Origin of the sequence: Cryobacterium sp. Sr3 (genome assembly GCF_004402835.1) — a bacterium.
Classification (GTDB): domain Bacteria; phylum Actinomycetota; class Actinomycetes; order Actinomycetales; family Microbacteriaceae; genus Cryobacterium; species Cryobacterium sandaracinum.
Map to the genome: position 1 here is coordinate 58646 of NZ_SOFA01000036.1, position 12209 is coordinate 70854.

Below are 12209 nucleotides of genomic sequence, written 5' to 3' on the forward strand. Positions count from 1 at the left end.
AGGTGCCCGTCTCACTCGCCGATGTCAGTCGGATCATCTATGAACTGTGGCCGTTGTCCGGTGCCGAAGTCTGGGACGCCCCGGGTCTGGTCTGCGGCAACCCCGGCCAGCCCGTCGAATCGATCCACCTGGCCGTGGACGCCGTCTCCGCGACCGTGGACGAGGCGGTCGGACATGACGCAGACCTGCTCCTGGTGCACCATCCGCTCCTGCTGCGCGGCGTCACGTCGGTCGCCGAAGACCGTTACAAGGGCGCCCTGATCGGTCGTCTGATCCGAGCGAATTGCGCTCTCCTTGCGGCCCACACCAACGCGGATGTCGTCGTAGACGGCGTCTCGGACATCCTCGCCACCCGACTCGGCCTCATTGACGCAACCCCCATCACGGCGGGCGCCGCGGCGGGAACGGGAATCGGCCGGGTCGGCCGGCTCGCGCACCCGACCACCCTGGGCCAACTGGCCCACCGGCTCGCCCAGCTCCTGCCGGCGACCGCCACCGGCGTCCGGGTCTCGGGGGAGTACGGCAGTGTCGTCAAAACCGTCTCGCTCTGCGGTGGTGCAGGCGATTCCCTTCTCCCTCATCCCGCCGTGCAGGCGTCCGACGTCTATATCACCTCCGACCTCCGTCACCACCCGGCGTCGGAGGCCCGTGAGCAGTCCGGGCTGTCGGGGGGCACCCCTGCCCTGATCGACGTGTCGCACTGGGCCAGTGAATGGCTCTGGATCGAGCCGGCCGCCGAACAGCTGCGGGCTCTTCTGCCCGGTGTGCGCATCACCAGCAGTTCCCTGCGCACGGATCCCTGGGACTTCGCGATCGTGCAGTAGCCTGCCGATGAAGTTCGGATCCACCCCCAACGCTCGTTCATATTTCTATTCGCAAAGGTCAGGACATCGTGAAGGCATCCCCAGTAGAACAGAAAGAGCTTCTCCGGCTTCAGGCCCTCGACATCCGGCTGCAGCAGGTCGAGCATCAGACGAAGGCCCTGCCCCAGCACGCCGAGATCCGGGAACTCACCACGTTGTTCGACACCACTCGGATGGCCTTCGGCACCCGCGTCGGCGAACGTGATGACGTGCGCACCGAGCTGGCGCGGATCGAATCCGACGTCGAAGTGGTCGAGAAGCGCATCGCGCGGGACACCGACCGGGTTCAGCACACTTCCTCGGTGAAAGACGTGCAGGCTTTGGAGACGGAGCTTGCGGCGCTGCGCAAGCGCCTCCTGGCGCTCGAGGAGATCGAGATCGCGGTGATGGAACGGCTCGAGGAGAGCGATGCGACCGTCTCCGCGGTGGAGGCGGAGCGGGACGCGATCGCGCTCCGGATCCACGACGCCGAGCAGGCGCGCAACGAAAGCCTCGCCGATCTGAACCGGCAGCTCGGCGAACTCCGCCGGGACCGGGCCGCCGTCGCCGGCAGCGTCGCCGAGGACCTCGCCACGCTGTACGAGAAGCGCTTCGTGACGGGGCGGGGCAACGCTGCCGCCCTGTTGCGGGCGCGCACCTGCAGCGGCTGCACGATGACGCTCACCGGCAGCGACCTCGATGCCGTGCGTTCCTCGCCGGCCGACGAGGTCCTGTTCTGCCCGGACTGCGGGGCGATCCTGGTTCGCACGGAGGAGTCCGGGATCTAGGTGGAGCCGGGCCCCGCCGGCGGCCTGTATTCTGGACTGTGGAATGGGTCGGCAAGACGGTCGCGTCATCCGCTACCTTCGGGTCAGCGGATGCCGAGGAACGTCCGGGCTCCGCAGAGCAGGATGGTGGGTAACGCCCACCCGGGGTAACCCGCGAGACAGTGCCACAGAAAGTAGACCGCCTCCGGTTTCGGCCGGTGGTAAGGGTGAAACGGTGGTGTAAGAGACCACCAGAGGCCAGGGTGACCTGGTCGGCTAGGTAAACCTCGTCCGGAGCAAGGTCAGACAGGAAACGCCAAGGCGGCTCGCCGAGTTTCCGGGTAGACCGCTAGAGGGCTGCGGCAACGTAGTCCCGAGATAGATGGCCGTCCAGGGTGCTTCGGCATCGGGACAGAACCCGGCGTAACAGCCGGCCCATTCCACCTTCCGGCCGCCAGGTTCTGCGCCGGGGTGCTCTGCCGCCCCGGGCAGGTCAGTCCTGATGCTTGACGGCGAGTGCGGCGGCCCCGAGGATTCCCGCGTTGTTGCGATGCACGGCCGGGATGATGGCTGTCTTCAGTCGCAGAAGGGGCAGGAAGTCCTGGTGGTGCTTGGACACGCCGCCGCCGACGATGAAGAGGTCCGGCGAGAACAGTGCTTCCAAGGTCGAGTAGTACTTCTGCAGCCGACCGGCCCATTTTTCCCAGCTCATGTTCTCCCGCTCCTTGGCGGAGTACGCGGCCTTGGTTTCGTAGTCGACGCCCTCGATCTGCAGATGGCCGAGTTCGGTGTTCGGCACCAGCAAACCGTCGTTGAGCAGTGCGGTTCCGATTCCGGTGCCGAGGGTCGTCATGATGACCACTCCCTTCACCCCCTTCGCCGCGCCGAACTGCGCCTCCGCGTAGCCGGCGGCATCCGCGTCGTTCACGAAATGAATGGGCTGGCCGAGACCCTTCTGGAAGAGATTCTCGGCGGAGAGGCCGATCCACTTGTCCGAGACGTTGGCGGCCGACATGGTGTGGCCGTTCTTTACGACGGCGGGGAAGCAGATGCCCACCGGCAGCGCGCCGGCACCCTCCTCGGCGGAAACGGTTGTCAGGAGGGTCCTGGTCGTTTCGATGATGTCGGCTGGTCGGCCGCCTTTAGGCGTGGGAAGCTTCATGCGATCGGACAGGAGCTTGCCGGTGGACAGATCGACCACTGCTCCCTTGATCCCGGTGCCGCCAATGTCAATGCCGATGGCCATGGTTGAACTCATAGTCAAAACCTACCGGTTGTCAGGAGAGGGTGAGGATCTCGGCGCCGCGGTCGGTCACCACGAGGGTGTGCTCAAACTGGGCGGTGATGCTCTTGTCCCGGGTCGTCACGGTCCAGTCATCCGCCCACATGTCCCAGTCGGTCCCGCCCAGGGTGAGCATCGGTTCGATCGTGAAGACCATGCCGACCTCCATCACGGTGTCGTAGACGGGAGCGGAGTCGTAGTGCGGGATGATCAGGCCGGAGTGGAAGGCCTCGCCGACGCCGTGTCCGGTGAAGTCCCGAACGACCCCGTAGCCGAACCTCTTGGCGAAGGACTCGATGGTGCGGCCGATCACGTTCACCTGGCGTCCGGGAGCGACGGCCCTGATACCGCGGGCGAGAGCCTCCCGGGTGCGTTCGACGAGAAGCCTGACCTCGTCCCGTGCCTCGCCGACGATGAAGGTGGCGTTCGTGTCGCCGTGCACACCGTTTTTGTAGGCGGTGACGTCTATGTTGACGATGTCGCCGTTCTCAAGAACGGTGTCGTCCGGGATGCCGTGGCAGATGACCTCGTTCACGGAACTACACAGTGATTTGGGGAACCCCCGATAGCCGAGCGTCGACGGGTAGGCGTCACGCTCGATCATGAACTCGTGGCCGATCCGGTCGAGTTCCTCTGTCGTCACGCCGGGGCGGATGGCCTGTGCGACCGCTTCGATGGCCCCGGCCGCAATCCGGCCTGATTCCCGGATCAGCTCGATGCGCTCGGAGGAGTACAGATCCGATCCTGTGTAGGGCGAGGGCATCCCCTTGCCGACGTACTCCGGGCGCACGATGTGGCGGGGAACGGAGCGGAGCGGAGAAACCGCGCCCGGGAGGAGGTGACCAACAGAATCCTTAGGCATAGGATCAAGCTTATGTCCGAAGGCACCGATCATCAGTTCTGGTACAACATGCGCACGGGCGCGGTCGAACAGGGGATGCAGTCCCCCTCCGCGGACCGCGTCGGGCCATTCGCCACCCGGGAGGAGGCCGTCCACGCGCTGGAGAAGCTGCGCGCGAACAGCGCCAAATGGGCCGCGGAAGAGGCCGAGAACGACCGCTAGTCCCGCGAGCGGCGAGTTTTACTCGTAGCTGTGTTCCGGCCCGGGGTACGCGCCGGAGTCGACGTCGTCCTTGAACCGGTGCACAGCATCCGTCAGCACGCCGCGCAGGTTGGCGTACTGCCGAACGAATCGGGGCACCCGCCCCTCGGTCATGCCGGCGAAATCCGTCCATACCAACAGCTGGCCGTCTACGTCGGGCCCAGCACCCACCCCGATCGTGGGGATGTCGAGCCGTGCGGTGACCAGTGCCGCGACCGTCGCCGGGACCATCTCGAGCACGACCGCGAAGGCGCCGGCGTCCTGCACCGCGAGGGCGTCTTCGATCAGCTCATCCGCGGCCTCGCCGCGGCCCTGGATCATGTGTCCGCCCAGCCCGTGCTCGCTCTGAGGGGTGAAGCCGACATGCCCCATCACGGGGATCCCCGATGACACGATGCGCTTGATCTGCTTGTGGCTGCGAACCCCGCCCTCAAGCTTGACCGCGTGGGCCTGCGCTTCCTTCATGAAACGCACGGCGGTGTGCAGGGCCTCGCTCTGGCCGGTCTCGTACGAACCGAAGGGCATGTCCGCGACGACGAGTGCGCGGGTCACGGCGCGCGCGACGGCCCGGGTGAGCGGGATGAGTTCGTCGACCGTCACCGGAAGGGTGGTCTCGTAGCCGAACACGTTGTTACCGGCCGAATCGCCCACGAGCAGGAAGTCGATGCCGGCCTGGTCGAAGATCTGGGCCGTGAGCATGTCGTAGCTGGTGAGCCCCGTTATCGGGATGCCCTGCTGCTTGGCGTTGTGAAAATGGCGCGTGCGCACCCGTTTGGGTCCGGACTGCACGGAAACGAAGGGATTCAGCTCGCTGACGGGCTGGGGTTCATCCGGAACGGTCGACTCTGGCATGCCTCAAGTGTAGTCAGGGCGCGTTCAGGCCGATCGGCGGCCGGTTTCGCCCGAGAGCCGGCGCCAGACAGTAGCCTAGGGAGCGACAAGAAAGGGCGTGAATGGACAAGCAGCGCGACTTCGTTCTTCGGACCATCGAGGAGCGGGGAATCAAGTTCATCCGACTCTGGTTCACGGATGTCGTCGGCACCCTCAAATCGGTGGCCATCGCACCCGCAGAGGTTGAGGGCGCATTCGCCGAGGGTCTCGGTTTCGACGGTTCGGCGATCGAGGGTCTCACCCGGTCGTTCGAGGCGGATGTGCTCGCGCACCCGGACCCGACCACGTTCCAGATCCTGCCCTGGCGCGGTGAGATCGACCCGACCGCCCGCATGTTCTGCGACATCATGACGCCGGACGGTCAGCCGGCCGTCGCCGATCCGCGAAATGTGCTTAAGCGCACGCTGGCCAAGGCAGCCGACCGCGGTTTCACGTTCTACACCCACCCCGAAATTGAGTTCTACCTGCTCAAGTCGTCCAAGTATGGCAAGAACGGCCCCGTGCCGGTGGACCACGCCGGCTACTTCGACAACGTTCCCGGCGGCACAGCCCACGACTTCCGCCGCCGGTCGGTGCGGATGCTCGAAGACCTTGGCATTTCTGTGGAATTCAGCCACCACGAGGCAGGTCCCGGTCAGAACGAGATCGACCTGCGCTACGCGGATGCGCTGACCACGGCGGATAACATCATGACCTTCCGCACGGTCATCAAGGAGGTGGCCATCGAGCAGGGCGTCTACGCGACGTTCATGCCGAAGCCGATGTCGGAGCACCCCGGGTCAGGAATGCACACGCACCTGTCCTTGTTCGAGGGCGACACCAACGCGTTCTTCGAGGCGGGCGCGCAATACCAGCTCTCCAAGACCGGCCGCCAGTTCATCGCCGGGCTGCTCAAGCATGCCCCGGAGATCACCGCCGTCACGAACCAGTTCGTGAACTCCTACAAGCGCCTGTGGGGTGGAGACGAAGCCCCCAGCTTTGTGTGCTGGGGTCACAACAACCGGTCCGCCCTGATCCGGGTGCCACTCTACAAGCCTAATAAGGGGCAGAGCGCCCGCGTCGAGTACCGGGCCATCGACTCGGCAGCGAATCCGTACCTCGCGTACTCCCTCATGCTGGCCGCCGGGCTCAAGGGAATCGAAGAGGGCTACGAGCTTCCCCCCGAGGCCGAGGACAATGTGTGGGGCCTGAGCGACACCGAGCGGCGCGCCCTGGGCTACCGGCAGCTTCCAGCGAGCCTGGACCACGCGATCCAGTACATGGAGGAGTCCGAGTTGGTCGCCGAGACGCTGGGCGAGCACGTGTTCAACTATGTGCTGCTCAACAAGCGCCAGGAGTGGAAGGAGTACCGCTCGCAGGTCACTCCCTTCGAGCTCGACAAGAACCTCGAGATGCTCTAACAGCGGGAGACGAGACCCGATGGCACGGGAACAGCTGACCCTGACCGAGCTCGCCCGGGTAGGCTTCGTCGAGCTACGAGAGGTGCGTTTTCGGCTGGACGAGGTCGGTGACCTGGGCGGACCCGAATCGGCCGCACTGCTGCCGCTGCTCGGCAAGACTGCCAACCCGGATGCCGCCCTCGCGGCCCTCGTTTCGCTGCTGCGCCAGGCACCGCACGAGGTGCGGGCGTTGTTGCTGCACCCGGAGCAGACCCAGCGGCTGCTGCGGGTCGTCGGCGCGTCGAGCGGACTGACCGAGTTCTTCCTGCGTCATCCGGAGGAATTGACGGTTCTCGCCCAGCCGCTCACGACCCTTCCCGACCTGCCGGAACTGATCGAGGACCTGCTGGATGCGGTCGGTACCCGGGACGGGTTCGCCAGCCTCGTCGACGATGAGGGCTGGGTCGCCCTGCGGGTGCGCTACCGGCGCCGCCTGGCGCAGCTGGCCGCCTACGACCTCGAGCAGGCCGACCCGGTCGCGGGCCTGGACGCCGTCGCCCGCACGCTCGCCGACCTGGCGGCCGCCGCGCTGGAGGCCTCCTTGGCCGTCGCGCGTAGCATGTCCACCGGTTTGGTCGCGGGGCGAGGCGTATTCCCGGAGGAAGAGGTGCGCGCCACCCGGCTCGCGGTGATCGGCATGGGCAAGGCCGGCGCCGGCGAACTGAACTACGTCAGTGATGTCGACGTGATCTTCGTCGCCGAGGGTGACCCGGCCGCCGGCCTGGAAGCGCCGCGCGCGGTCGATATCGCCACCCGGCTCGCGATCCTGCTGATGCGGGGCCTGAATCAGCCCGCCGTCGAACCCGAGCTCTGGGAAGTGGACCCGAACCTCCGTCCCGAGGGCAAGTCCGGCGCCCTGGTGCGATCCCTCGAGTCTCACCTGGCCTACTACGACCGTTGGGCGAAGAGCTGGGAGTTCCAGGCGCTGCTGAAGGCCAGACCGCTGGCGGGCGACCTCGAGCTCGGGGGCCGGTATGTGGCGGCGGTGTCCCCGAAGGTGTGGACCAGTGCCAGCCGGGAGAATTTCGTCGAGTCCGTGCAGCGGATGCGCGAGCGCGTCACCAAGAACATTCCGGAGGACGAAGTCGCCGTGCAGCTGAAGCTCGGCCCCGGCGGCCTCCGCGACATCGAGTTCACTGTGCAGCTTCTGCAGCTCGTGCACGGTCAGGCGGATCCGGCGGTTCGGCAGGCCGGCACCCTGCCAGCGCTGACCGCGCTGGCCGAGAGCGGATATGTCGGGCGCGCTGAAGCGGCCGAGTTCGCTCAGGAGTACCGCATCCTGAGGCTGATGGAGCACCGCCTGCAGCTGGAGAAGCTCCGGCGCACCCACCTTGTCCCGCGCGACGAGTCGAGCCTGCGCGTCCTCGCCCGGGCGACCGGGCTCGCCCCGAACGCCGCCCAGCTGAGCGTCCGGTGGCTGAACACCAAGCACCGGGTGCGCGGCCTGCATGAGCGCCTGTTCTACCGCCCTCTCCTGTCGGCGGTGGCCGCGCTTCCCGCGGACGGGCTGGGCCTCACCAGCGCCCAGGCCGAGGCCCGGCTGGCCGCCATCGGATTCCGCAATACCAAGGGCGCCCTCGGTCACATCGCGGCCCTCACCGGCGGGGTGTCCCGACGGGCGACGATTCAGCGCAATCTACTGCCTGTGCTGCTGCAATGGTTCTCCGAGGGAGCCGACCCCGACTACGGGCTGCTCGCGTTCCGGCGCCTGAGCGACAGTCTCGGTACGACCTACTGGTTCCTGCGCATGCTCCGCGACTCATCCGGGGCCGCCGAGCGACTCACCCGGGTGCTGTCCTCATCCCGTTTCGTCGGCGAGCTCCTGGAGACGATTCCCGAATCCGTGGCCTGGCTGGAAGACGAGGACGACCTGCGGCCCCGCAGCGCGGCCACCCTCCGTGAGGAGGCCCGCGCCGTGCTGGCACGGCACGAGAGCCCGGATGCGGCCGCCTCGATCCTGCGCACGGCCCGGCGCCGCGAAATGCTGCGGCTGGCGTTCTCGGCGATCCTGGGCCAGGTCAGCATCGACGAGCTGGCGACGGGGCTCACCGACGTCACCGCCACCATCATCGAGGGGGTGCTCGCCGCCATCCGTGGCACCACGCTCGACGGGGCCGAAGACGGTCAGGACGCCGACGGGATCGAATTCGCCGTGATCGGAATGGGCCGGTTCGGCGGCTCGGAACTGGGGTTCGGCTCGGATGCCGACGTGATGTACGTCTTTCGCCCGGGCACCCTCACCGGCGAGGCAGCCCACGACCGGGCGAAGTTCATCGTCAAGGAATTGTCGCGGCTCACCGATGACAACCGCCTGCCTCTGGACCTGGACATCGGGCTGCGCCCTGAGGGGAAGAACGGTTCCGTTGCCAGGTCCCTCGAGTCCTACGAGGCCTACTATCGGCGTTGGTCGCTCACCTGGGAGGCACAGGCGCTGTTGCGGGGGAGAGGAGTCGCCGGCGACGCCCGGCTCCTGGCCGACTTCGAGGCCGTCGCCGACGAGGTGCGGTATCCGTCATCGATCAGCGAACAGGCGATCCGTGAGGTCAAGCGGATCAAGGCCAGAGTCGAAAACGAACGGCTGCCGCAGGGCGCCGATCCCAACCGGCACCTCAAGCTCGGCCGAGGGTCGTTGAGCGACGTGGAGTGGTTCGTGCAGCTGCTTCAGCTGCAGCATGCGGCCGACATCGCCGAGCTGCGTACCTCGTCGACGCTCGGCGCCCTCCGCGCGGCCGTCGCCGCGGGCCTGGTCAACGAGACGGATGCCGAAACTCTCACCACCGCGTGGCTCTTCGCGTCCCGCTGCCGGTCCGCGATCACCCTCTGGACCAACAAGACCGCGGATGTCCTCCCGACCGACCGCGTGCAGCTCGACGGCGTCGCCCGGGTGATGGAATACCCGCCGGGCTCTGCCAACCAGCTCGAGGAGGAATACCTCTCGGTGACCCGCCGCGCCCGCGCGGTGTTCGAGCGCCTGTTCTACGGGCCGGTGGAGCGCGCCGGCCCCTTCGGCGGGTAGGTCCGGTACAGGCAGGAGGACCGCATCCCCGAGGGGATGAGGTCCTCCTGCCTATACCCAGCCGGTTGCCGGGGCTGCGGTCTAGACGCCGTAGTAGAGCTCGAACTCGAACGGGTGCGGACGCTGCGCGAGCGGCTTGATTTCCATCTCACGCTTGTAGTCGATCCAGGTTTCGATCAGTTCGGGCGTGAAGACGTTACCGGCAAGCAGGAAGTCGTGGTCGTTCTCGAGGGCTACGAGGGCCTCGCCGAGCGATGCGGGAACCTGCGGGATGTTCTTGGCCTCTTCGGGCGGCAGCTCGTAGAGGTCCTTGTCGACCGGCTCGTGCGGTTCGATCCGGTTCTTGATGCCGTCCAGTCCGGCCATCAGCTGGGCGGCGAAGGCGAGGTACGGGTTGCCCGAGGCATCGGGAGCGCGGAACTCGATGCGCTTCGCCTTCGGGTTGGTGCCCGTGATCGGGATCCGGATGGACGCCGAGCGGTTACCCGCCGAGTAGACGAGGTTGACGGGAGCTTCGAACCCCGGCACCAGACGGTGGTAGGAGTTGACGCTCGGGTTTGTGAAGGCGAGTACGGCCGGTGCGTGCTTGAGCAGACCGCCGATGTACCAGCGGGCGACGTCGGACAGTCCGCCGTAGCCGGACTCGTCGTAGAAAAGGGGCTTGCCGTCGGCCCACAGTGACTGGTGCGTGTGCATGCCGGAGCCGTTGTCGCCGAACAGAGGCTTCGGCATGAAGGTGGCCGTCTTTCCCCACTCGGCCGAGGTGTTCTTGACGATGTACTTGAACTTGAGCAGATCGTCGGCTGCGTGCACCATGGTGTCGAAGCGGTAGTTGATCTCGCCCTGGCCGCCGGTGCCGACCTCGTGGTGGCTGCGTTCCAGGATGAGTCCGGCGTCAATCAGCTTGAGGCAGATGTCGTCGCGCAGGTCGGCGTGCTGGTCGACCGGGCTGACGGGGAAGTAGCCGCCTTTAAAAGGCGTCTTGTTGGCGAGGTTCCCGCCGACCTCTTCCTTGCCCGAGTTCCAGGCACCCTCGCTGGAGTCCACGGAGTAGAAGCTGGAGTGCTGGTTCACTTCGTAGCGAACATCGTCGAAGATGTAGAACTCGGCCTCCGGAGCGAAGAATGCGGTGTCCGCGATCCCGGTCGAAGCCAGGTACTTCTCGGCCTTCTTGGCAACCTGACGCGGGTCCTTCGAATAGATCTCGCCGTTGCGCGGGTTGTAGATGTCGAAAAGCATGATGAGGGTGCGCTCGGTGCGGAACGCGTCGATGTAGGCCGTGGTCACGTCCGGGATCAGCTGCATGTCGGATTCGTGGATCGACGCGAAACCGCGGATCGACGAACCGTCGAACATCTGCCCGACCGTGAAGAACTCCTCATCGACGGTCGACGCGGGGATGTTGAAGTGCTGCTGAACACCCGGCAAATCGGTGAAACGGATGTCAAGGAACTTGACGTCCGTGTCTTTGATGAACTTGAGCACTTCTGACGAATCGCGGAACATGCGGTTTTTTCTCCAAATGACGTGGGCATAGAACGTGTAAGTCGCGCGCTGCGGCTTCTTCGAGGCTACTGGGATGCCATTACCCGGCAGTGACGCTTATGTTTCACACATGTTACAGCGGGGCCCGATCGGTAGACTCAGCCCGTGTCTGCCGCAGCCTCGAATTCGACCACTTTTGGACAACTTCCACCGAGCCGTTGGCCGGGGGAGCGCCTCGGCCTGCCGAACGAGGGAACCCGTTCCGTGGGGCGCGTCGGCCGCAGGATCGGCGCCCTCGCGTTGGACTGGGCCCTGGCCTACGGGGCGGCGGCACTGTTCTTCAGCACGAGCGGCGTGGTCAACGGCTTCGCTGTGACCGCCATTTTCGTGGGGCTCCAGATCGTGTTCATCCCGACCATTGGCGGCAGCATCGGCCACCGTCTGGTCGGGCTCCGGGTCGTTCCGCTCCAGCCGGGTTGGGTGGGGTTGTGGCGCCCCGTCGTGCGGTCCCTGCTGCTCGGGCTGGCGGTCCCCGCTCTGGTCTGGGACTCGGACCAGCGCGGTTTCCACGACAAGGTCGCGGGAACGGTGCTCATCCGCTCCTAGCCTGAGCCGCGAGGGGAAGAGCCTAGTTTCCGCGCTGCGGACGCGCCTTCATCGGGTCGACGCCCTTGGGGATCGGCAGTTTCTTGGTCATGGAATTCAACCGGTTGTTCACGGCGAGCACCTCGGCCTTGGTCAGGGTGGGCTTGATCCGGGTGAGGCGCCGGGCCAGTTTGTGCAGCGGCACGGCATCGGCGTCGGGGCCGACGCTGATGATGGTGACAGCGATGCTGCCGCCGAGCCTGGTCACCATCCGGCGCTCTTCCTCGAGCATGCGGGCCGTTCGGGTGCGCGGCCCTTCACTGATCAGCACCACGCCGCCGCGGCCGACAGCCCGGTACACGGCATCCTGAGTCTTGCCGTTGACGGCGACGGGCATCTCACTTCCCACCCAACCGCGCTTCAGCGAACCGCGCAGCACCGCGCCGACGGCGCCGGGCTGGCCCTCGATCTGCGTGTATGCGGCTTTCTCGGCCCGCTGGCCCAGGATGATGAGCATGGCGAGGATTCCGGTGAGCACACCCGAAATCGTCCACAAGACGATGTTGAGGATGCTTCCGGGGGACAGAATAAGGGCAAGTCCCAGCGCGACCGCGACGGGCACCACGAAGCCGAGAACCATGAACAACACGATCTTCTTGTCGTAGCGGCGTGTCATCTGGAACACCTGCCACATTTGCTTCATGCGGCCGGGCTTCTTGGGGGGGCGGGGAGTCTTGTCCTTGCTGCGTGCCATGGTTCCAAGACTACCCAGTCACCCGAATGTCTCGTGACCGATTTTT

General features: G+C 66.2%; 11 protein-coding genes and 1 other RNA gene. 7 read left to right on the forward strand and 5 right to left on the reverse strand.

Going from position 1 to position 12209, the window contains the following annotated elements; genetic code table 11:
- Window positions 1–2 precede the first annotated feature (2 nt).
- From E3N94_RS10690 to rnpB, 3 genes are all read left to right on the forward strand, one after another.
- On the forward strand, window positions 3–824 hold the full coding sequence (locus tag E3N94_RS10690) for a Nif3-like dinuclear metal center hexameric protein (RefSeq protein ID WP_134419327.1): 822 nt from the start codon (window positions 3–5) through the stop codon (window positions 822–824).
- A 68-nt stretch (window positions 825–892) separates the two neighbouring features.
- Window positions 893–1630, forward strand: a complete 738-nt coding sequence (locus E3N94_RS10695; protein WP_104101937.1) for a C4-type zinc ribbon domain-containing protein — start codon at window positions 893–895, stop codon at window positions 1628–1630.
- Window positions 1631–1674: 44 nt separating this feature from the next.
- Window positions 1675–2051, forward strand: an RNA gene (gene rnpB, locus E3N94_RS10700) — RNase P RNA component class A.
- A gap of 51 nt (window positions 2052–2102) precedes the next feature.
- On the opposite strand, the gene ppgK is transcribed toward rnpB, so the two are convergent.
- Window positions 2103–2867 (reverse strand): polyphosphate--glucose phosphotransferase, encoded by a 765-nt coding sequence (gene ppgK, locus E3N94_RS10705; protein ID WP_104101940.1) that lies wholly within the window; start codon window positions 2865–2867, stop codon window positions 2103–2105.
- Between the two features lie 19 nt (window positions 2868–2886).
- Window positions 2887–3753 (reverse strand): type I methionyl aminopeptidase, encoded by an 867-nt coding sequence (map, locus tag E3N94_RS10710; protein WP_134401671.1) that lies wholly within the window; start codon window positions 3751–3753, stop codon window positions 2887–2889.
- A 12-nt stretch (window positions 3754–3765) separates the two neighbouring features.
- Between map and E3N94_RS10715 the strand changes: the two genes are divergently transcribed.
- Window positions 3766–3954, forward strand: a complete 189-nt coding sequence (locus E3N94_RS10715) for an SPOR domain-containing protein (RefSeq protein ID WP_104101945.1) — start codon at window positions 3766–3768, stop codon at window positions 3952–3954.
- A gap of 18 nt (window positions 3955–3972) precedes the next feature.
- Here E3N94_RS10715 and panB read toward each other — a convergent pair whose 3' ends face one another.
- The gene (gene panB / locus E3N94_RS10720) at window positions 3973–4845 is read right to left on the reverse strand and encodes a 3-methyl-2-oxobutanoate hydroxymethyltransferase (RefSeq protein ID WP_104101948.1); all 873 of its coding nucleotides are present in this window, start codon (window positions 4843–4845) and stop codon (window positions 3973–3975) included.
- Between the two features lie 101 nt (window positions 4846–4946).
- Between panB and E3N94_RS10725 the strand changes: the two genes are divergently transcribed.
- Complete coding sequence (locus E3N94_RS10725) at window positions 4947–6284, forward strand: glutamine synthetase family protein (protein ID WP_104101951.1); 1338 nt, start codon at window positions 4947–4949, stop codon at window positions 6282–6284.
- A gap of 19 nt (window positions 6285–6303) precedes the next feature.
- A complete protein-coding gene (locus E3N94_RS10730; RefSeq protein WP_134570215.1) occupies window positions 6304–9339 on the forward strand; it encodes a bifunctional [glutamine synthetase] adenylyltransferase/[glutamine synthetase]-adenylyl-L-tyrosine phosphorylase in 3036 nt (1011 codons plus the stop codon).
- Window positions 9340–9420: 81 nt separating this feature from the next.
- Here E3N94_RS10730 and glnA read toward each other — a convergent pair whose 3' ends face one another.
- Window positions 9421–10845 (reverse strand): type I glutamate--ammonia ligase, encoded by a 1425-nt coding sequence (gene glnA / locus E3N94_RS10735; RefSeq protein ID WP_104101957.1) that lies wholly within the window; start codon window positions 10843–10845, stop codon window positions 9421–9423.
- Between the two features lie 144 nt (window positions 10846–10989).
- Between glnA and E3N94_RS10740 the strand changes: the two genes are divergently transcribed.
- A complete protein-coding gene (locus E3N94_RS10740) occupies window positions 10990–11430 on the forward strand; it encodes an RDD family protein (protein ID WP_104101960.1) in 441 nt (146 codons plus the stop codon).
- Window positions 11431–11452: 22 nt separating this feature from the next.
- Here the strand turns inward: E3N94_RS10740 and E3N94_RS10745 are convergent, their stop codons facing one another.
- Window positions 11453–12163: a DUF4191 domain-containing protein gene (locus tag E3N94_RS10745; RefSeq protein WP_104101963.1), complete on the reverse strand. Its 711-nt coding sequence runs from the start codon at window positions 12161–12163 to the stop codon at window positions 11453–11455.
- Between the last annotated feature and the right edge of the window lie 46 nt (window positions 12164–12209).